The sequence below is a fragment of the Nitrospira sp. genome (assembly GCA_016873435.1).
Taxonomy (GTDB): Bacteria; Nitrospirota; Nitrospiria; order Nitrospirales; family Nitrospiraceae; genus VGXF01.
Genome location: VGXF01000002.1, coordinates 104,629 through 125,383 on the forward strand (window position 1 = coordinate 104,629; position 20,755 = coordinate 125,383).

Sequence of the window (20,755 nt, forward strand, 5' to 3'; positions counted from 1 at the left end):
ATGGAGGATGACCGGGCCGGCTTGATCCAACGTGACCATACAACATTGCCCATTGACCAGTCTGGAGCGCCATGCTGTTGATGATCGACAACTACGACTCATTCACCTACAACCTCGTCCAGTATCTGGGCGAGCTGGGGGAAGACGTCCGGGTGTATCGCAACGACAAGATCACGATCGAAGAGATTGAGCGGTTGCGCCCGAAACGCATTGTGATTTCACCCGGACCCTGCACGCCGAAGGAGGCGGGTGTCTCGATCGACGTCATCAGGCATTTTAGTGGGCGGATTCCTGTGCTGGGTGTCTGCCTCGGGCATCAGTCTTTGGCCGCGGCGTTCGGCGGTGATGTGGTGCGGGCAGACCGACTCATGCACGGCAAGACGTCCATGATTCATCACGACGGAAAAACCATCTTTGCAAACCTTCCAAACCCCTTCGAGGCGACCCGCTACCATTCGCTAATTGTCAAGCGGGAGACGCTGCCGGGCTGTTTTGAAATCTCAGCGGAGACGGCCGAGGGAGAGATCATGGGCCTGCGTCACAAGAAACTGGGGATCGAAGGGGTGCAGTTTCATCCGGAATCCATCCTGACAGCCGCCGGAAAGGACCTGCTCAGGAATTTTCTGCAGCTGAAGTGAAGAGCTGCTAGCTGGCAGCTAGAAGAAGCCTCAATTATGATAAGGAGTATGTAATTGTGTCTTGTCCGCTGTTCGCTAGTAGCTGGTCAGTATGATTAAAGACGCCATCGCCAAACTGGCTGAGAAGACGAACCTCTCGGAAAAGGAAGCCGAGGAGGCTATGCTCGCCATCATGGACGGGCAGGCCACACCAGCGCAGATTGCGGCCTATTTGATGGGCCTGCGGATGAAGGGCGAGACGGTCGAAGAGATTGCCGGGTCGGCCCGGGCCATGCGCGTGAAGGCCACCCGCATCCGCGTGGCCAATCCTATGGTGGTGGACACCTGCGGCACCGGCGGGGACCGGTCCCACACCTTCAACATTTCCACCACGGTAGCCTTCGTGGCAGCTGGCGGCGGGCTAACGGTGGCCAAACATGGCAACCGGTCGGTTTCCTCAAAGTCCGGCAGCGCCGACGTGCTGGTCGAGCTGGGCGTGAAGATCGATCTGCCGACGCAGCGGATCGAGGACTGCGTCAACGATATTGGGATTGGCTTTCTTTTCGCGCCGCTCTTCCACGGGGCTATGAAACACTGCGCGGTGCCCCGACAGGAGCTGGGCATCCGGACGCTGCTCAATATTCTGGGCCCACTAACCAATCCAGCTGGTGCGGCAATGCAGGTCCTGGGCGTGTATGACGGCAACCTGACCGAGATCATGGCCAAAGTGCTCAGTCATCTAGGCACGCAGCATTGCTTCGTGGTGCACGGCATGGACGGGCTGGATGAAATCACGCTGACAGATTCGACACGCGTGTCTGAAGGGAAGGCAGGCGTCGTGTCGAGCTATTTCATCAAGCCGGAGGAGTTCGGCCTACAGCGGGTGAAGATCACGGAGCTCGTTGGCGGTACGCCCGAGCAGAACGCGCAGATCACAAAGGACATCCTCAAAGGGCGAAAAGGTCCAAAGCGCGACATCGTCTGCCTAAATGCGGCACCGGCTTTCGTGGCGGCGGGGAAGACCAAAACATTGCAGGAAGGCTTTTCTCTAGCGGGTAAGGCAATCGATAGCGGCGCGGCGATGCAGAAACTGGAGCAGTTGATCGCGTTCACGAACAAGCCATGATTCTCGATCGGATTCTCGAGCACAAGAAAGCGGAAATCCGGCACAAACAGAGCCGCGGTTACCTGGCTGAGCTCAAGGAAAAGATCCGGGATCAGTCGCCGGCCCTGCCCTTTGCCATCACGCTCGAGGCCACCCGCAAGCCGGAGAGTCCCGCGCTGATCGCTGAAGTCAAGAAGGCTTCACCGAGCCTGGGCCTGCTGCGAGCAGAGTTCCAGGACCAGTTCGAGCCGGTCAAGATTGCCGAACAGTACAAAGAATACGGCGCCTCAGCCGTCTCCGTTTTGACCGACAAGAATTTTTTTCAGGGCAGCCTCGACGATCTCAAGGCCGTCAAGGATAAGACGGGTCTGCCGGGGCTTCGCAAGGACTTCATGGTCCACGATATCCAGTTTTACGAGGCGCGGGCCTATGGAGCTGATTGCGTTCTGTTGATCGTGGCAGCCTTGGAGAGGCGGCAACTGGAAGACTTCTTCACGTTGGCAAAAGAACTAAACATGGATGCCCTCATTGAAACGCATCATGAGAGGGAGCTTGATGTTGTGCTCGAGCGGATCCCTGAGGCGCGCCTGATCGGTATCAACAACCGGGATCTGAAAACCTTTTCGACCGATCTGGGAGTGACGTTGCGTCTAGCCAAGCGCATTCCATCTGATAAGATTATAGTCAGCGAGAGCGGCATCCATAAGCGAGATGACGTGCAACGCTTGGTCGACGCCGGCATCCACGCCATGCTGGTGGGGGAGTCGCTGATCAAGTCGGAACGCATCGGCGATAAAATCGCCGAGCTATCGGGTCGAGGGCGGGTGTCGAACGCAGGCCAAACATGAAGGTCAAAATTTGTGGAGTTACGAATGTCGACGACGCACTGGCGGCGGTGGAGGCTGGGGCAGACGCGCTGGGCTTCAATTTCTATCGCGAGAGCCCGCGGTTTGTGAAGTCTGACGTGGTGAAAAAGATTGTGGCGAAACTGCCACCGTTCGTTCTGCCGGTCGGCGTGTTCGTCAACGAGGATGTTAAGATTGTCCGCGACTGGATGGACGACTGCGGGCTGGCCATTGCCCAATTGCATGGCGACGAGGCGGCAGCCTATTGCGATCTGCTGGGGCGGCCGGTGATGAAAGCGCTTCGACTCAAGGACCGGGGCTCATTACTGGCGCTTGCTGAGTACAAAGGCAGGGCCCGCGTGCGCGGGGTTGTTGTCGATGCTTTTTCGGTCGCGACCTATGGCGGAACGGGCACAGTGGTTGATTGGAGCTTGGCGGCAGAAGTGGCGAGAGCGGTACCCGTATTATTGGCCGGTGGGCTTACGCCCGAGAATGTGGCTGAGGCCATCCGGGCGGTCAGGCCTTATGGCGTGGATGTGAGCACTGGTGTGGAATCGAGTCCCGGCAAAAAAGATCGTGCAAAAGTGCGGGCCTTCATCATGGCAGCGAAGCTTGAGTCACAGGAGGGCGAGGGCTATACTCCCTCCTGCGTATGAAACGCATGGAACAGATCCCTGACAAGCGCGGGCGGTTCGGGCCGTATGGCGGGCGCTATGTGCCTGAAACGCTCATGCCGGCGCTGCTTGAATTGGAACGCGAATATGGCAGGGCCTGCCGCGACCGGCGATTCCAAACTGAATTTAAACATTGTCTCAAGGATTATGCCGGACGCCCCACGCCGCTCTATTTCGCGCGCCAGCTAACGAAGAAACTGGGAGGGGCGAAAATCTATCTTAAGCGCGAAGACCTCTGTCACACCGGCGCGCACAAGATCAATAATGCCATCGGCCAGGCGCTGCTTGCAAAGCGGATGGGCAAGCCGCGCATCATCGCGGAGACCGGGGCTGGCCAGCACGGCGTGGCCACCGCGGCCGTGGCCGCGATGTTCGGGCTTCAGTGCGAGATTTACATGGGCACGGAGGACATGCAGCGCCAGGCGTTGAATGTGTTCCGCATGCGTCTAATGGGCTCGACCGTGACCGGTGTGGATGCTGGCAGCCGGACGCTCAAGGACGCGATCAGCCAGGCCATGCGCGACTGGACGACGAACGTCCGCACCACTCATTACATTCTCGGTTCAGTTCTCGGGGCGCATCCCTATCCGATGATGATCCGTGATTTTCAGTCAGTGATCGGTCGTGAGACGCGCAAGCAAATCCTGGTGGCCGAGAAGCGACTGCCGGATCATCTGGTCGCTTGCGTTGGTGGGGGCAGCAACTCCATCGGTCTCTTCCATGCCTTTGTCAAAGACCGCACAGTCGCCATGACTGGTGTCGAAGCGGCCGGCCTTGGTATAGCGAGCGGGAAGCACGCGGCGCGTTTTGATGGAGGCCGGCCGGGTGTACTGCACGGCACGATGACCTATCTGTTGCAAGATGACGATGGGCAGGTGAATCTCACCCATTCCGTCTCGGCCGGACTCGACTATGCGGGGGTCGGTCCCGAGCACAGCTACTACCACGACCTCAAACGCATTCGGTACACCTCGGCGACGGACGACGAGGCAATGGTGGCCTTTGATCTGCTGGCGCGCGAGGAGGGCATCGTGCCGGCGCTTGAGAGCGCCCACGCGATTGCCGAAGTCATCAAGTTGGCGCGGAAGATGAAAAAGTCGCAGATTGTGATTGTCAATCTGTCAGGTCGTGGCGACAAGGATGTGAATCAGGTCGCACGGATCAAGGGGGTCACCCTGTGAACCGGCTCGACACGACGTTCCGCAAATTAAAAGCGAAGGGTGAGAAGGCCCTGATCGCCTACATCATGGCGGGCGATCCGACGTTGTACGAGACGGAACGATTGGTATTGGAACTAGAGCGGGCTGGCGCCGACGTCATCGAGCTGGGCGTGCCCTTTTCTGATCCCATCGCTGATGGGCCGGTGATCCAGCAGGCAGCCGAGCGGGCCTTGCGGAGCGGCACGACGCTCAAAAAAATTCTGGCGACCGTCACCACGCTCCGCGCACAAACGCACATCCCGCTGGTGCTGATGTCCTATTCCAATTCGATCCATGCCTTTGGCGAGGCGGTCTTTTTCAGCGCGGCGGCGAAAGCCGGCGTTGACGGTCTGATCGTGCCGGACATGCCGCCGGAGGAAGCCGGCACCTTGGCTGCTCATGCTGCAAAGGCTGGGCTGAAGATCATCTATCTGCTCGCACCGACCAGCACGCCGGACCGAATGACCATGGTGGCGCGGAAGTCGACGGGATTTCTCTATTATGTGTCGTTGACCGGCATTACCGGTTCGAAGCTGGCTGATTTTACCGAAGTGGGCAGGAACGTAGACCGGATCCGCACCAAGTCTCTAGTGCCGGTGGCTGTCGGCTTTGGGGTGGCGACGCCAGCGGACGCCGCGAAGATCGGACGGGTGGCGGACGGCGTGATCGTCGGCAGCGCCATCGTCCGGCAAATTGGCGAGCATCACCAGGACGGTCGTATGGTCGAACGGGTCGGGCAGTTTGTGCAGACATTAAAGGCGGCGCTTGCGCCCGGCCACATGGCATAGCAGTTCTACGCATGGCACCATCCCCCGGACACAGAGACCAGACAATCATAAAGAAATCAGCATTTATGCGGCCTACAGCCTAGCTGAACAGCAGCGTGCAAAACGGTTGGTCGCCATGAGCGGGGTACGGCACTTTTGGGTACAGGTTCGTGCGAGCACCGCAGTAGCTGTTACCGAACTATCCGATAATGTAGAAATGGAGCGCTACCCGATGCAGCCGTCTTTCATGCTGATGATCCGGTCGGCTTGAGCAGACAGTTTGTTGTTGTGGGTGACGATCACGAAAGTCGTACCACGAACCTTGTTCAGTTTCCGCAGCAACGTAAACAGCGCGTCGCCGGTGTGGGTGTCCAGGTTGCCCGTCGGCTCGTCAGCGAGCACGAGGTCGGGCCGCTGCATCAGCGCCCGTGCTACCGCTACCCGCTGCTGCTCGCCACCAGACAGTTCGCCCGGTTTGTGATGCAACCGGTCTCCCAGTCCCACTTCTTGTAACAATTGAGTGGCCTCCGCGCGTGCCTCATCGTCCGGCCGATGTTGAATTAGGGCAGGGAGAAACGTGTTTTCCAGTGCGGTGAACTCCGGCAGCAGGTGGTGAAATTGGAACACGAAGCCGATCCGCTTGTTGCGGAATTCGGCCTGGGCTCCCTCAGATAAGCTGAACAGATCCTGCCCATCGAATCGCACAGAGCCGCTGGTCGGACGGTCTAGCATACCAAGGATGTGCAGAAACGTGCTCTTTCCAGCTCCCGACGCGCCCACGACGGCGATGAGTTCACCCTTGGCGATGGTCAGCGTGATGCCATTCAGCACGTGCAGCGTGTGGCCGTTCATCTGAAACGATTTTCGAAGATCGGTGATCGTGATCATGCCCGTCACTCGTACCTGAGTGCAGCCGCCGGGTCGAGCTTGGCCGCTTGCAGCGACGGATAGACCGTGGCAGCGAAACTGATGAGGATTGCCGATACCGACACGAGCAGTACGTCGACAGCCTGAATGTGAACCGGAATGTGCGCAATGTAGTAAACCGTGTAGTCGAAGGTCCAGTACTTTTCAATCAAATACAAAAACGCATAGCCAAGCGGAATGCCAATGGTTGTGCCCACCACGCCAATGATCAGCCCGTTGAGCATGAAGATGCGCATGATGGCCTTCCGGGTAGCGCCCATGGCTTTGAGAATAGCAATCTCCCGCTGCTTTTCGGTGACGATCATCGTGAGCGTACTGACGATGTTGAAGGAGGCGACGGTGATGATCAGGATCAGCAGCAGGAACATCATCGTTTTTTCCAGCTTCAGCGCCGCGAAGAGGTTGCGGTTGAGCTGCATCCAGTCGCGTGCCCAGTAGGACACCCCGAGCGAGTGCTCGATGTCCTGAGCAATCTCCACTGCCTGGAAGATGTCGTCCACCTTCACCTCGATGCCGGTGGCGGCGCCGGGCAGGTTGAAAAACTTCTGAGCTTCTGCCAGCGACAGATAGGCGAGCGACGAGTCATACTCGTACATGCCAGACTGGAAGATGGCGGCAACCTTGAAGGTGCGGATCTTGGGCGTCATCAGCATGGTGTTGAGCGAGGCGTCCGAGCCAACCGGCGAGACTACGTTGACGCTGTCACCGACAGTCACGCCCAAGCGCAGGGCCAGTTCCTTGCCCAGTGCCATGCCTGGAGGCGTGAGTGATCTGGGGAGGGCGCCAGCGGCCGGTTGCGGCGGGATAGGGGCGGTGGGCATGTCTCCAGCCGATTCGAGATCGTCCAGCTTGCCAACGACGATGTTCTTCCCCAGGTCGGTCACGCGAATTTCACGCTTCGGATCGATGCCGCGCACGACGATGCCCTGTACGGCCGACCGCGACGTCAGCATGACCTGACGGTAGATAAAGGGGGTGGCAGCCACGACATGTGGGATGCGCTCGACCTGGGACGCGATGGCTTCGTAGTTCGTCATGCCCTCGCGGGCCCGCTCCTGCACAACGATGTGCGAGGTCGTACCAAGAATCTTGGCCTGCAGGTCCTCCTTGAAGCCCGTCATGATGCCCAGCGTGCCAATGAGGGCGGCTACGCCAAGTGTGATGCCAGCGACGGAGACAAAAGTGTTGAGCGAGATGGTGCGGTTGCGTCGTTTGGCGCGCAGGTAGCGCAGGCCGATGAAGATCTCGTAGGAGCCCGGGTTCATTTCTCGGGCCGCAGTTGGGGGAACAGAATCACGTCACGAATGGATGCCTGGTTGGTGAAAAGCATCACGAGCCGGTCGACGCCGATGCCCTCACCCCCCGTGGGCGGCATGCCGTACTCCAGCGCGCGCAGAAAGTCCTCGTCGAGATAATGAGCCTCCTCGTCGCCCGCCGCGCGTTTGGCCACCTGTGCCTCAAACCGCTGGCGCTGATCGAGCGGATCGTTCAACTCAGAAAAGGCGTTGGCGATTTCTCGGCCCGCGATGAAAAGCTCAAACCGGTCGGTCAGCGACGGGTCGACGTCCTTCCGGCGTGCGAGGGGAGAAATCTCAATCGGGTAATCGGTAATGAAGGTCGGCTGGATGAGCTGCGGCTCAACCGTTTCCTCAAAAATTTCGTTCAGGATGTCCATGTGGCTAGCATCTTTGGCGATCTCGATCCGACCGTCGAGTTTTTTGGCGGCGGCATAGGCGGCCGCGCGATCCTGAAAAATGGACTCGTCGAGCGTGTTGACCTCCAGCAGGGCCTGACGCCAGGACCAGCGCCGCCAGGGCCCGGCCAGATTGATCTGCGCCCCCTGATACTCCAGTGTCGTCGAGTCTAGTACGTCTTTGGCCAGCCGTCCGAACAGTTCCTCGGTCAGCGCGATGAGGTCGTGGTAATCAGCGTAGGCCATGTAGAATTCGAGCATCGTGAACTCGGGGTTGTGGATCGTCGAGATGCCCTCGTTGCGGAAGTTACGGTTGATTTCGAAGACGCGCGGGAAGCCGCCGACGATTAAACGCTTGAGATAGAGCTCTGGTGCGACACGCAGATAGAGGTCGGTATTCAGCGCATTGTGATGTGTGACGAAGGGGCGGGCGGTCGCGCCGCCAGGGATTGGCTGCATCATCGGCGTTTCGACTTCCAGGAACCCCTTGTCGATCAAGAACGTGCGGATCGTCGCGATGATGCGGCTGCGCGTGGCAAAGATTTGATGTACGGACGGGTTGGCGATCAGGTCCACGTACCGCTGGCGGTAGCGGGTTTCAACGTCCGTGAGCCCGTGCCACTTTTCGGGTAGGGGGCGGAGTGCTTTGCTGAGGAATGTGAGCTGGCGCACCTCCACGGTCAATTCGTTTGTCTTAGTACGGAAGAGGACCCCGCTCACACCGATCCAGTCGCCAAGATCTAATTCCTCGCAAATTCTGTAGGCCTGTTCGCTGAGGTGGTCCTTCTTGAGATAGGTCTGGATGCGGTCTGCGCCGTCCTGTAGTACGGCAAAGGCGGCCTTGCCAAACCGCCGCAAGCCGACAATGCGTCCGGCGATGGTGCAGGCAATCCGCTCCTGCTCCAGCGTCTCCTTGGATTTGACGCCGTGCGCGCGCGTGAGGGCGCCTGCGCGGTCCTTGATTTCGAAGCGCGCCCCATAGGGGGGCACGCCCATGTCCTTGAGAGTCTCGAGCTTCTTCAGCCGCTGCTGACGTTGATCGTTGTCTTCCATGGCCCGTGCGTTACTCCAGATCCTTTACCGGCTGAACGGCACCCTTTGTGAGTTTCAGCTTCAAGTAGGCCTCGATGAACCGGTCGATGTCGCCGTCCATGACGGCGTCCACTTGGCCCACCTCGACGCCGGTTCTCAGATCCTTCACCAATTGATAGGGTTGGAACACGTAGGACCGGATCTGGCTGCCCCAGCTGATGTCCTTCTTTTCTCCGACGATCGCGTTGAACTTTTCCTGCTTCTTCTGCTGCTCCAGCTCGAACAACTTGGCCTTCAGGATTTTCATGGCGCCCATTCGATTTTGCAACTGGGATCGTTCGTTCTGGCACTGGGCGACGGTGTTCGTCGGAATATGCGTGATGCGGATGGCGGTTTCGACCTTGTTTACGTTCTGCCCGCCGGCGCCGCCGGAGCGGAACGTGTCGATGCGCAAGTCCTTTTCGTCGATCTCAACGTCCGCGTCATCCGCCAGCTCCGGATACACAAACACCGAGGCGAAGGATGTGTGCCGGCGCTTGTTGGCGTCGAAAGGGGAAATGCGCACTAACCGGTGCACACCGGCCTCGGCCTTGATGTAGCCATAGGCGTGCGGGCCGGTGATGGAGAGTGTCGCACTTTTGATGCCCGCCACATCACCGCCCTGGAGGTCCAGCGCGGAGACCTTAAAGCCCTTGCGCTCAGCCCAGCGGACGTACATCCGCATCAGCATCTGCGCCCAGTCCTGCGATTCCGTACCACCCGCGCCGGGATGAATGGCCACAATGGCGTTGCTGTTGTCATGCTCGCCGGAGAGCAGCAGCTCGATGCGTAACTGTTCGATGGCCTGTTCGAACTTGAGTAGGGAGCTGTCGAGTTCACGCGCAAGATCGGTGTCCTCACTTTCCTCAGCCAGCTGCAGGAGGGCGGTGAGATCGCCTTCCTGTCGTTCAATGGCTGTCCAGCGGTTGATGTCCCGCTCGAGTGAGGCCTTTTTGCGGTTGATTCGTGCGGCCTGTTGCGGGTGGTTCCAAAAATCTGGCTGCGTGGTCTGCTGTTCCACCGCGTGGAGTTCCGCTGTTAGATGGGCAAAGTCAAAGATGCCCCCGAAGTTCACGCACCTGATCACGGACGGCTTTGACGCGCGCGCGCACTTCATCGAGCATAAGATCTCCTCCGGAAGGCTACGATTCCAAATAGCGCGACGATTATAACACAAGCGTAGGCGAATACATCACCGTAGCGGGAATAGACAGTCAGACCGGTCCGCAGCGGAACCCGCCCGCGTACGGCCTGCTCCGTGACTAGGGGCGTTGCGTTCAACACGCGCCCGGACGGATCGATGAAGCCGGAGATGCCGGTGTTGGCCGCGCGGGCGAAGGCCACGCGGTTTTCGACGGCCCGGAAAATCACCATGGCAAAGTGCTGGTGGGGGGCGGACGAGTTACCGAACCAGGCGTCGTTGGTGATGGTGGTCATCAGTGTGGCGCCCTGCTCGACAAACTCGCGGACCAGGCCAGGAAAAATCACCTCGTAGCAGATGACGACGCTCACTTTTGGTTGTGGCGCGTCCGGCCGCACGGGAGGTGAGAAAACCGTGGCCGTGGTGCCGGCTTCAAAATCACCGATCCCCTCCACCAGCTTGTCGAGGAAGAACAACAGGGACGAGTGGAAGGGAATATATTCGCCGAAGGGGACGAGGTGGCGCTTGTCGTAGCGGCCGACAATCTGCCCGTCCGGCGACAGTAGATAAGCGCTGTTCAGCAGATAAGGACGGCCGTTCGCATAGCGCCGGAGTGCGGGACTGCCGAACAGGAGCGGGACGCCTTGCTTCTGCGCGAGCAAGGCCAATTCGGTACGGTAGACCGGTTCGTCCTCAAAAAGAAAGGGCGTAGCCGCTTCCGGCCAGACGACGAGGTCCACGTCCTTCGCGGCCTGCGCCGTCAGCGCGGCGTAGCGGTCGAGTGTAGCTCTCCGATAGGCCTGATCCCACTTGTGTGCCTGGTCAATATTCGGCTGGACCAGACCAATCGCAACAGACTGCTTGCTGTCTGGCGGCGGGATGTTACGTAAGGCTGCTTCCCCATAGCCCAGCGAGGCCGTCAGAGTCAGGATGGCTAATGCTGGCGCGTGCCACGGCAGCGTGGGCCGGTGGCGTCGATAAAATCGGCTCCAGCTCCAGCGAAGCAGATCGGTCAGCACGACGTTGACGAGCACGATTACCCACGACACGCCGTACACGCTGGTGATGTCCGAGATCTGGATGATCGGCAGCCACTGGTGCTGCGAATAGCCAAGGAGCATCCAGGGCAGGCCCGAGAGAACATGCGCGCGAGTTAATTCCAATGAGACCCAGATACAAGGCGCGGCCAACGAGGCATAGGCGATCTGACGCTTCACCAGCCAGGCCAAGGTCATTGTGTAGAGCCCGATGTAGAGGCCTAGGTAGGCGGCTAGCAGCCACATGACCGGATAGGCCGCCACGAGCGGCATCCTGCCGTACTGGTGCATGGCCGTTACAGTCCAGGACATGATGCCGGTGAAAGCCAGAAATCCAGCCGCCCAGCCGAGCCACAGGGCGCGGCGCGGTGAGGCCTCGTCAAGGGCGAGGTGGAGCGGAACTAGCACGGCCCACGCCAGCCAGCCAAAGGAAAAATCAGGAAAGCAGAGGGGGTAGAGGAGCGCGGTCAGGGCGGACAGCCCCCATGGACGCGCGGACGAGACGGTCATCGCGCGTACATTATCGAAAGCGTCTTCCCGTTGCAAGGTGACGGAATGAATTCTGTTAGGGTATGATCTGGTGCATGATTTTCCTGCGCGTGGTGCTTCTTCTTGTATTTGCTTTCCCACCGGTAATAGCTCTGGCGGACGAACCGTCGGTGCCCCAGCAGATCGGCACCAAGTTCGTGCGCGGGGTGATCAATCTAGTCACCGGTTTTGGTGAATTTCCCAAGCAGATCTACCTTGTCTGGAAGGACGAGGGGTGGGTGCAGGGTATGTTCCGCGGCCCGTTCGAGGGGATAGGTATGTCCATCGCCCGCACGGTCGGTGGCGCCTACGAGGTGGTGACTTTCCCGATCCCCGTGCCGGCTCATTACCAGCCGATGATGCTCCCCGAATATACTTGGGAGTCCGAGCCGGCTTCTCAGTTGACGGTGCCGTCAGGCGAGCCGGCCGCTCCGATGCTGAAACCGGACAATCGCTAGGCGCGTCGGTTGTATCTCGTTGCGCGTCTCTTGCCTACGAGATCGGGCTGTTCGGCGAGATAGGCTTCACGCGCCACGGCGTACGTGTGCTCTCCTGAACACATCCGTTTCCATCGAGCGGACACGGTCGAGAAACAAGATCCCGGCCAAGTGGTCTAGTTCGTGTTGGAAGGCGAGGGCTTCTAAGCCTGAGGCCTCAATTGTGGTCTGCGTGCCGCTCGGAATGAGCCCTTCCACGATCGTTTTTCCGTAGCGCAATACATTGCCGGTGAAATCCGGGACGCTGAGGCAGCCTTCCCGCACGATCCGTTCCTCGTCCTGATGCGTGATGCGCGGATTGAGCAGCACGATCCGGCCATGTCCGGTCTCCCCCTGCTTGCGCGACACATCCACGACGATGATCTGCACCGCGTGGCCAATCTGCGGCGCGGCCAGCGCCACGCCGAGCGAAGCCTGCAATGTGTCCAGCATGTCCTGAATGATCGATGCGACCGTGGGGTCGCCCGGCACGGCGGGTGCCGAGGGAGTCTTCAGGATAGCATCGGGATACAGCAGGATCGGGCGAACGGCCACTAGAGATTTACGCTCTCGAGTTTGCGGAAGGTGAGATCCACGCCGAGGGATGGTTTAAGCTTGTCCAACGCCTGCGAGAGGGCATCGGGCGATGAGTTGTCAGGCAGTTTCATTTCCAGCACCATGACATAGACCGGTTTGTCCGAGGCCCCGACGACCTGCGTGTTCATGACGGTGATGTTGCCCTTGTGGTCTGCCACGGTACGGGCCACTTTGGCCACGATGCCGGGCTTGTCCGCGCCATAGACCGACAGCATATGGGTCGGCGTGGTGGTATTCGATTTACGCAAGGCCGCCTGCGCGGGCACGTCGCGGCACATGATGGTGAGGTCGAGCGACGACAGATGGGACGGCAGGTGCCCAGCCAATTGATCGGCCGCCATGCCGTTTGGTAGGCGCACGAGCAGCATCATTGTGAATTCTCCACGCAACTGCACCGATGATGTGTCTTCGATGTTACAGTTGAGCTTGAAGAGGCCTTCGGCTAGCCCCGCCACGATGCCGGGCTGATCCTGTCCGAACGCGGTCACGATGGCAAAATGGGTCATGACGGCTTCTCGTACTGGTAGCAGCTTGCCTGAATGGGTAGTGCGGATCAAGCGCGGAGTATGCGAAAGCAACCAACCCCTGGCCCTTCGTCCTTCCCTTCCCAAACCAATTTTGTGTACCGGCGGGCCGATCAGCCCCTCCAGGATCGCTATGGGGCACAGTCCCATCCAGAGTTCGGGAACGTATTACGCACTTCCCTCGCAGTCGTGAGGAATACCGCCCGCTGTTACTCTGACCTTGCGGGCTCTGTTCAGGCGGTGCTAAGATGGGTTGCAACCAGGTTGAGGCTGGGGTCAAGGCTGAGCGAATTCGGAGCAGGCCTTTCCCGTCCTCGGCCGCAACCTTAACCTCGACCTAGTCCCCAAGATGCCAAACATTGTGCTTCTGTATTCGCCGTCTTGTGGCGCCTGTCCTTCGGCCAAGAGTTTGTGGAAAGAGCTGCGGGTCAAGTACAGCTTCAGCTATCGTGAGGTGGATATCACGACGCCGAACGGGCAGGAACTGGCTGACCGCCACTCGGTCCGGGCTGTGCCAGCGACGCTTATCGACGGCAAACTGACCTTTATCGGTGTGCCCAGCCGCCAGAGTGCCGAAAAAGCCCTGCAACTGAAGATCCAGCGACAGCAACCGGGGTAGGGAGGGTGCGTGACTCCCGACGACGAGCTCGACATCGAATTACCGGACCTGCCGCTGGTCGCGTCTGGTCCTCCTCCGGAGTGTCCCATGTGTGGTGACCCCATGTCGTTCATTGACGGAGACTGGGCATGCGTGCCGTGCAATGGAGAGCTGCTCGGGCCTGAAACGGGGTAGAGTGAGGGGGAGTCTAAAGGTGAAAAAGAAGCGGTATCTGATTACGTTTCGCGCTATGCCTCAACCTTAACCTTAACCTTCCGGCAATGCTGAAGGTCGTCACCGGATCCTACCATCCCGAACTCGAAGCCGCGCTTGTCAAAGAAATCTGCTCCCTCAAGTTCGCCGATTCCTGTGCGCCCATCGCGCTAATCGTTCCGTCCGATCCGCTGAAGCGGCGGCTCAAGCAATTGTTGTGTGTTGAGCATATGCTGACGCTGCTGGACGTGCGCGTGCTGACTTTTCATCAATTGGCGGTGCAACTGGCGGGCGAGCGGCAGGCGGTTAAGGGCGAGGCGTCTCCTGAGGTTGTGCCGGATTTGTTTTTCGGCGCGCTGCTCCGGCACGTGGCGCAGCGGCGCCTGCCCGGCACAGAAGCGCTGGATGTGTCAGTACTGGCGCCCGGCGGGTGGCATACGTTCTGGGCTACGATTCGTGATCTGAAGGATGCACTGGTTGAGCCAAGCGATGCCTTGCGCGGCATCCGCGATGGCGTCTTCGCAACCGAAGATGCCGACTGGCTGCGAGCGCTCTTCACGCTTTACGCAGCGGTGCGCGAGGCGGGGCGGGTGTTGGAGGTCGGGTCGGCGGATGACCTAGCGGCGTCGGTGCAGGCCTGGGTGCCGGAGTCGCCGTTTGTAAAACGGCTGGCGCGCGTCTGTTACTACGGGTTCTACGACCTGACCCAGGTGCAGTTGTCCTTCTTTGAGGCCATTGCCCGTGCGGCCGAGACGACGCTCTATTTCCCTTCCGGTGACGGACCAGCCTTCGCCTTCGCGAAAAAATTCTTCGAGCGGTCGCTGGCGCCGCTAGCGGCATCGCCCGATCAGGTTGTCCGCGCCAGCCGTGGGAGCCGGGACCGCTGCCATAACCCTACCGTTCGCGTAATGCACGCGGCCGGTCCTGAGGACGAATTGACGCTGGTCTGCGTGGAGATCCTCACGCTGCTGGAAACTAACGGGTACCGACTCGACGAGATCGGCGTCGTGGCTCGCACGCTGGAGCCTTATCGCGCGTCGCTGCGGCGGACCTTCGACGGGCATCGGATTCCATTCGTGACCACTGCGCTACGGCCATTGCTGGAGGAGCCGGCTGCCAAAGCGGTACTGCAACTGGCCCGGCTGCCGCTGACCGACTATTACCGCGTCCCAATGCTGGAGGTGCTCACGTCGCCGTACGCGGCCAGACCGGAACCGCGCGGGGAGGGTCCCGACTTCCGGCCCGATCTATGGTCGCTCATCGCGCAGACACTGGGTATCACGCGCGGGCGTGACGAATGGCAGCGACTGATGGCGGCTGGCGAACTCGAAGTCTGGACCGGCGGATCTGAGGCTACGACGGATGGCGCCCTTGACGCAGGTGGCGGCATCCGTATTGACGCCGTGCATGTACGCCATCTGGCCGGGGCGGTTGCGCGCCTGCTGGAGGACTGCTGCGCTTTGCCCGCGCAGGGCTCGATTGGCGAACTGACCGAGGCATTTATTCGCTTGATCCCGCGCCATTTGGCCGTGCCCGGCTTGCAGGGTAGTGACAACGACGAGGCACGTGACGTTTCGCAGCTGGTCGGACTGACGCTCACCGACGCGTTGCGCGCGCTGCGTCAGTTGGACCGATTAGGCGAGGTAGTGACATGGCAGGAATGGACGGAATTGTTAACGCAGGCGATGGAAGGGGCCGCGATTCCACTGGAGCCCTTCGCGCATGCAGGCGTGCAGGTGCTTGATGCGATGGCAGCGCGCGGCCTGCCGTTCCGCGCGCTGTTCGTACTGGGCATGAACGAGCAGATTTTTCCGCGCGCCATTCGCGAAGACGCCTTTCTCAGGGACCGACACCGGCGTGTGTTGAGCGAAACCTTGGGCTACAAGATCGATGAAAAACTTGGCGGCCATGATGAGGAACGGTTGCTGGCTGCGCTGCTGGAGGCATCGGCACACGACCGGCTGACGCTGTGCTATCAACGCGCGGATGTGGATGGGCGTCCGCTGGCGCCCTCGTCGTACCTGGACGAACTGCGTGGGGAGGTTGATCGGGAGTCGGAGGTAGTGATGCCGCGCCGGCTGTCCGAGCGACTGGACCTGCCTCTGGGCGCCGCGCCGTTGCTCACGCGCGACGAGCTTGCCGTAGGCTGGATCGTGCATGGGCGCGATCCGATGCCGGTGCTCGACGCACTGGATCGGGCTCCAGCAGTCTTTCGCCACGGCATGGTGGCGCTGCACGAACTAGAAAGTGCCGTGCCCGGCCTCGGCCTTTACGACGGCCTGACCGGGAGGGTGGCACGTCATTGGGACGCGCTCATGACGCGTGGATTAGCGCCAACGCCCCTGGAACACTATGCGCGGTGCCCGTTTCAGTATTTTGCCGGGCAAGTCTTGCGGTTGGAACCAGTGCGCAGCCGCCCGTCGTACGAGCTGCCAGCACAGGCTTGGGGATTGCTTTGTCATGACGTGGTGCACCGGTGTTATAAGCGCCTGTGTGAGGCTGGTTGGCCCTCCATCGCCATGGCGGACTCTACAAAACAGACACACATTGAAAGGGCGACCGCTGAAAGCTTTGCCGATTATAGCGTGACGCACGGCTGCGGTTATCCGCTGCTTTGGGCAATGGCGCAAGAGGCAATCCGTTCGCTCGTAGCAGCGGTGGTGCAATCCGATGAAGCCTCATGGCGCGAGACTGGATTCCGCCCGGTAGCGTTCGAAGTCGAGGCGTCCGGCAATCTCGCATCGCTTGGTGAGTCGGTGCTGGCGTCGCTGCGCGTGCGTGGACGCCTAGACCGGATGGACCGGGGGGAGGCCCCCCCGCGCCTTCGAATCGTGGATTACAAATATCGTCACGGCGGACGCATGAAGGACGACGATCGCAATCTGGCCCAGTCAGCTGTCCGCGGATATCGGCTGCAGCCGCCGCTATACGCGCGCCTACAGCCGGAAGGACAGCCAGATCCGCCGCATGCCGTCGAGTTTATTTTTCTGGGGCCGCGCTGGCAGACGCCGGTCGAACGGACGTCGTTTGAGTGGCCGGCGCCCGACAGTGCGGATGGCCATGCCATCCTCCGCACACTCCAGAGGCTGACGGACGGCATTCGGGAGGGTCGGTACTTCGTGTTGCCCAACGGCTATTGCGACTATTGCGCGTTTACCGTGGCCTGCCGCCGCTATCATGGGCCGACCTGGTGGCGCACGCACATGTCAGCTGCGGCAAAGGAATTGCGGCAGGTGCGGCGGGAAACATTGGAACAGCGCACGGACAACGAGTGACGCCAGAGAAAGTCGACATTCCAGATCAGCCCGTCCGCCGCTTGGCGGAGACGACCTTCGATCGGAACGTGGTCGTGGTGGCGGGCGCCGGCACGGGCAAGACGACATTGCTGGTCAACCGGCTGATCCATCTCCTGATGCGGGAGCCCCATGCAGTCGGGATCACGCGACTGGTCGCGCTGACCTTCACGAACAAGGCGGCGACGGAGATGAAGATCCGCCTGCGCGAACGGCTGCGCGGGTTGCTGGAGGTCGAGTCACCCTCGCACGAGCCCGGCACGGTGACGGTGGCTGACCTGCGCGAGCGTTACGGCGTGTCACGCGAAGTCATCGAAACCCGGGTCAAAGCGGCGCTGCGTGATCTGGACAAGGCACAGATCGGGACTCTGCACAGCTTTGCGGCGCATGTGCTGCGTCTTTATCCGCTGGAAAGCGGCGTGGATCCGAATTTTCAGACGGACGACGGCGAATCGCAGTGGGACGAGCATTTCGCCACGCAGTGGGACTGCTGGCTGGATCGCGAACTGGTCCTCAGGGGACCGAACACGGCGCGCTGGCGGCGGGTGCTGGCGCAGCAGGGGGTGGACGGATTACGCGAGATGGCGCAGGCGCTGCGAAGCGAGCTGATTCCGCTTGGCGAGCTAGGCCGGGAGACTGGCAAGGGACTGTTGCCGCCGGCCCTGCGTAACTGGTTGATGGCGAAATGCGATCGAGCCACGGCGTTGCTGGCTGGACGGCCGCAGGGCAAGCCGCAAAAGGCCGATACGATGTTGCGCGCAGCGCAGACCGTCTGTACCGCGCTGGTGGATCATGGTCTGGCTGGTGTGGAGACGCTCGACGCATCCTGCCGCGCTGAGTTGGCTCGCGAGCTGGGATCCAAAACCGCCAAATGGAGCGAGGCAGATTTTGCGGAGGCGGCGCAGGTGATTCGCGCTGCGCAGCAGGCGCTGGCGATCGACCACGCGCTGATGCAGGACCTGCTGGCGTTGCTGTGCCCCTTCATCGAACAGTGTCGCGCGTCATTTGTAGCGCAGGGCTGGGTGTCCTTCGACGGTCTGCTCGCGCGAGCGTGCGCGCTGCTGCACGCGCATCCAGGCATTCGCGAGCGGCTTAAGCACGACTATCAGGTCGTGCTGGTGGACGAGTTTCAGGACACGGACCCCGTGCAGTATGAGATCATCCTCTACCTGGCTGAGCAAGCGGGTCAAACGGCGACTGACTGGCGGGCGGTGGAACTCGAACCGGGTAAGCTCTTCATTGTCGGCGATCCCAAGCAGTCGATCTACGCTTTCCGCCGGGCTGATATCGAAGCCTTCGAGCAGGTGGTGCGAAAGATTACCGCGACGGGCGGCCTCGTCTACGAACTGACAACCAATTTTCGAAGTGACAAACACGTGCTGGACGTGGTCAATCCGCTCTTCGACCGGTTATTGGTCCGCCAGGAGAACATTCAGCCGCAGAATGTGCCGCTGGTCGTGCGGCCACAACGGGCACACCGCATGGCCGAGCCGGGCGTGCACGTGCGCATTGTGAAAACTGGAACGGACGGCGAGGCTGTGGAATCGGCGACGGCGACGCGCTTCGAAGCCGAACAACTGGCGACATGGCTGAAGGAAAAACTAATCGGACACGAAATATTGACCGATGCATCGGGGCGACGCGAGCCGCTCAAGCCGGGCCATGTCGCGTTGCTGTTTCGTAAGCTGACCCAGGCACAGGACTATCTGGAGGCGTTGCGCCGCCACGACATCGCGTACATTACAGATGGGGAAAAGCATTTCTACAAGCGGCAGGAAGTCATTGATCTGATCAACGTCCTGCGTGTGGTCGAGAATCCGCATGACGCCATCGCCATGACCGGTCTGCTGCGCTCGTCTCTCGGAGGGCTGCCGGATCGCGAAGTGGACGCGCTGTACCAACTGGAGGCCTTCGATTATCGTCAGGCCGAACGGCTGGCTCGATGGGACAGTCCGCACGCCGGGGCTATGCGGGATTTGTATGCAAGATTGTTGTCGCTCCATCAGGCGGCGCCGCGGGTTCCGCTGCCGGATGCGATGGAGCTGGTCTTTTCCTCGCTGCCAGTGCTGGAGCTGGCGGCGGCCTCACTCCACGGCGAGCAGGCGGTGGCGAATCTACTGAAAGTCCGGCAGATGGCCGCCGAGGTGGCTGCGCGGCCGCAGGTCACGCTCTCGGCTTTTGTGGAGTTGATGATTGCGCGGTTGGACGAGCAGCCGGATGAAGCCGAGAGTGCGCTGGCAGAAGATTCGTTGGACGCGGTGCGTGTGCTGACAATTCACAAGGCGAAGGGGTTGGAATTTCCCGTGGTCGTGCTGCCGGGATTCCATCATGGTGCCGGGCGAGGGCGCGAACTTCCGCTGGTGGCCTATGACTGGGCGACGGGGGTCTATGGCCTCAACTGGGAGGGGCGCTGCAACGCGGGTGCGGTGCTGGTGAACGAAAAAGTCCGGCTACGGGAAGAGGCCGAGCGGCGCCGGCTCTTCTACGTCGGCATGACCCGCGCGCGGGAACGGCTCGTGTTGTCCGGTGGCTGGCCTAGTCAGCAGGCGAAGGGGACGTTCTTCAGTCTGCTGCGTGAGGCGGCCACGGGTGAGCTCGGCGCAGACGATCTAGACGCAGTACAGATCGGTCCGGTACCACTGGCGCAGACGGTGGTCATGGCGGGGGACCGTGCGCCGAAGCGCCGGCGGGCGGTGCCGACCCGGCTGCGGGCTTCGCCTGAGTGGCCGGCGCTAGCCAAGCGGTGGGCGCAGCGTGATGCCGCGTGGGAGGCAATCCGGACCACGCCGGTACATCTGACGCCCACCTCGCTGCGCGTCGAGAAAAACCAGCCGGTTGGGGTTCGCTCAGCCGGGACTGGGGAGCGGAGCCGTCTCGTTGGCACTCTGGCGCATTGCGTGCTGCAATGCTGGCAGTTCGATCAGCCGGCAGATCAGTTGGCCGCTCATCTCCAAGCGGTCTGTACGCAGCTTGAGGACAAGTGGCGGGGATGCCAGGAGGAATTGATGGGCGAACTGCGCGAGATGTTCGAGACATTTCTAGGGTCCGACGTCTACGGCGATCTGCAGCGGGCTGAGATCATCGGCCGCGAAGTACCGTTCCTCATGCCGTGGGAAGGCAATGGGCCGGGGGGTATGGACCACGGGGCAGATCATGCTCAGGCTAATTTCCCCCTATCGTCTATCGCCTATCACCCATCGCCTGTCCCCTCCGTCATGGAAGGCGTCATCGACGTGCTCTATCGGCTTGACGGCCGCGTGCGAGTTGCCGATTACAAGACGGATCAGGTAGAAGATAGCGAGCTGGTAGCCCGCGTTGCCACTTACGCGCCGCAGGTGCAGGTTTATCGGGCTGCCGTATCGAAGTGCCTGGGGCTTGCTGATGTCGGGGCGGATATTATCTTTTTGCGACACGGAACATCGGTGTCATTGTAAGTGGAGGAGCGATGCG

The 20,755-nt window shown here is 60.7% G+C and carries 17 protein-coding genes; 10 read left to right on the plus strand and 7 right to left on the minus strand.

What is annotated here, in order from left to right; translation table 11 throughout:
• Window positions 1-71 precede the first annotated feature (71 nt).
• The 6 genes from pabA to FJ248_02205 all read left to right on the plus strand — a co-directional run bounded on the left by pabA (window position 72) and on the right by FJ248_02205 (window position 5,228).
• Window positions 72-638 (plus strand): aminodeoxychorismate/anthranilate synthase component II, encoded by a 567-nt coding sequence (gene pabA / locus FJ248_02180; GenBank protein ID MBM4119695.1) that lies wholly within the window; start codon window positions 72-74, stop codon window positions 636-638.
• Window positions 639-729: 91 nt separating this feature from the next.
• On the plus strand, window positions 730-1,743 hold the full coding sequence (gene trpD / locus FJ248_02185; protein ID MBM4119696.1) for an anthranilate phosphoribosyltransferase: 1,014 nt from the start codon (window positions 730-732) through the stop codon (window positions 1,741-1,743).
• Window positions 1,740-2,570: an indole-3-glycerol phosphate synthase TrpC gene (gene trpC, locus FJ248_02190; GenBank protein MBM4119697.1), complete on the plus strand. Its 831-nt coding sequence runs from the start codon at window positions 1,740-1,742 to the stop codon at window positions 2,568-2,570. Before trpD ends, trpC begins: the two co-directional genes overlap by 4 nt.
• Window positions 2,567-3,223 (plus strand): phosphoribosylanthranilate isomerase, encoded by a 657-nt coding sequence (locus tag FJ248_02195; GenBank protein ID MBM4119698.1) that lies wholly within the window; start codon window positions 2,567-2,569, stop codon window positions 3,221-3,223. The genes trpC and FJ248_02195 overlap by 4 nt, the downstream gene beginning before the upstream one ends.
• The gene (gene trpB / locus FJ248_02200; protein MBM4119699.1) at window positions 3,220-4,422 is read left to right on the plus strand and encodes a tryptophan synthase subunit beta; all 1,203 of its coding nucleotides are present in this window, start codon (window positions 3,220-3,222) and stop codon (window positions 4,420-4,422) included. The genes FJ248_02195 and trpB overlap by 4 nt, the downstream gene beginning before the upstream one ends.
• A complete protein-coding gene (locus FJ248_02205) occupies window positions 4,419-5,228 on the plus strand; it encodes a tryptophan synthase subunit alpha (protein MBM4119700.1) in 810 nt (269 codons plus the stop codon). The genes trpB and FJ248_02205 overlap by 4 nt, the downstream gene beginning before the upstream one ends.
• A gap of 204 nt (window positions 5,229-5,432) precedes the next feature.
• On the opposite strand, the gene FJ248_02210 is transcribed toward FJ248_02205, so the two are convergent.
• The 5 genes from FJ248_02210 to lnt all read right to left on the minus strand — a co-directional run bounded on the left by FJ248_02210 (window position 5,433) and on the right by lnt (window position 11,586).
• Window positions 5,433-6,095: an ABC transporter ATP-binding protein gene (locus FJ248_02210; GenBank protein ID MBM4119701.1), complete on the minus strand. Its 663-nt coding sequence runs from the start codon at window positions 6,093-6,095 to the stop codon at window positions 5,433-5,435.
• A gap of 5 nt (window positions 6,096-6,100) precedes the next feature.
• A complete protein-coding gene (locus FJ248_02215; GenBank protein MBM4119702.1) occupies window positions 6,101-7,399 on the minus strand; it encodes an FtsX-like permease family protein in 1,299 nt (432 codons plus the stop codon).
• The gene (gene lysS / locus FJ248_02220) at window positions 7,396-8,880 is read right to left on the minus strand and encodes a lysine--tRNA ligase (GenBank protein ID MBM4119703.1); all 1,485 of its coding nucleotides are present in this window, start codon (window positions 8,878-8,880) and stop codon (window positions 7,396-7,398) included. Before lysS ends, FJ248_02215 begins: the two co-directional genes overlap by 4 nt.
• Window positions 8,881-8,890: 10 nt before the next feature.
• Window positions 8,891-10,022, minus strand: a protein-coding gene (locus FJ248_02225) for a peptide chain release factor 2 (GenBank protein ID MBM4119704.1) whose coding sequence is annotated in 2 segments (ribosomal slippage) — window positions 8,891-9,964 and window positions 9,966-10,022 — 1,131 coding nt in all. Because the reading frame shifts where the segments join, the coding sequence is not laid out codon by codon here.
• Window positions 10,012-11,586 carry an apolipoprotein N-acyltransferase gene (gene lnt / locus FJ248_02230; protein MBM4119705.1) on the minus strand — a complete coding sequence of 525 codons (1,575 nt, stop codon included), beginning with the start codon at window positions 11,584-11,586 and terminating at the stop codon, window positions 10,012-10,014. Before lnt ends, FJ248_02225 begins: the two co-directional genes overlap by 11 nt.
• A gap of 62 nt (window positions 11,587-11,648) precedes the next feature.
• Here lnt and FJ248_02235 point away from each other — a divergent pair, with 62 nt between their 5' ends.
• The gene (locus FJ248_02235) at window positions 11,649-12,062 is read left to right on the plus strand and encodes an exosortase system-associated protein, TIGR04073 family (GenBank protein ID MBM4119706.1); all 414 of its coding nucleotides are present in this window, start codon (window positions 11,649-11,651) and stop codon (window positions 12,060-12,062) included.
• A 66-nt stretch (window positions 12,063-12,128) separates the two neighbouring features.
• Here FJ248_02235 and def read toward each other — a convergent pair whose 3' ends face one another.
• The gene (def, locus tag FJ248_02240; GenBank protein ID MBM4119707.1) at window positions 12,129-12,635 is read right to left on the minus strand and encodes a peptide deformylase; all 507 of its coding nucleotides are present in this window, start codon (window positions 12,633-12,635) and stop codon (window positions 12,129-12,131) included.
• Entirely contained in the window at window positions 12,635-13,351 is a 717-nt protein-coding gene (locus tag FJ248_02245) for an ACT domain-containing protein (GenBank protein MBM4119708.1), read from the minus strand. Before FJ248_02245 ends, def begins: the two co-directional genes overlap by 1 nt.
• A gap of 199 nt (window positions 13,352-13,550) precedes the next feature.
• On the opposite strand from FJ248_02245, the gene FJ248_02250 reads away from it, so the two are divergent.
• The 3 genes from FJ248_02250 (at window position 13,551) to FJ248_02260 (ending at window position 20,739) form a co-directional block, all read left to right on the plus strand.
• On the plus strand, window positions 13,551-13,820 hold the full coding sequence (locus FJ248_02250; GenBank protein MBM4119709.1) for a thioredoxin family protein: 270 nt from the start codon (window positions 13,551-13,553) through the stop codon (window positions 13,818-13,820).
• Between the two features lie 260 nt (window positions 13,821-14,080).
• Window positions 14,081-17,287, plus strand: a complete 3,207-nt coding sequence (locus tag FJ248_02255; GenBank protein MBM4119710.1) for a hypothetical protein — start codon at window positions 14,081-14,083, stop codon at window positions 17,285-17,287.
• Window positions 17,149-20,739 carry a hypothetical protein gene (locus tag FJ248_02260; protein MBM4119711.1) on the plus strand — a complete coding sequence of 1,197 codons (3,591 nt, stop codon included), beginning with the start codon at window positions 17,149-17,151 and terminating at the stop codon, window positions 20,737-20,739. Before FJ248_02255 ends, FJ248_02260 begins: the two co-directional genes overlap by 139 nt.
• Window positions 20,740-20,755 lie beyond the last annotated feature (16 nt).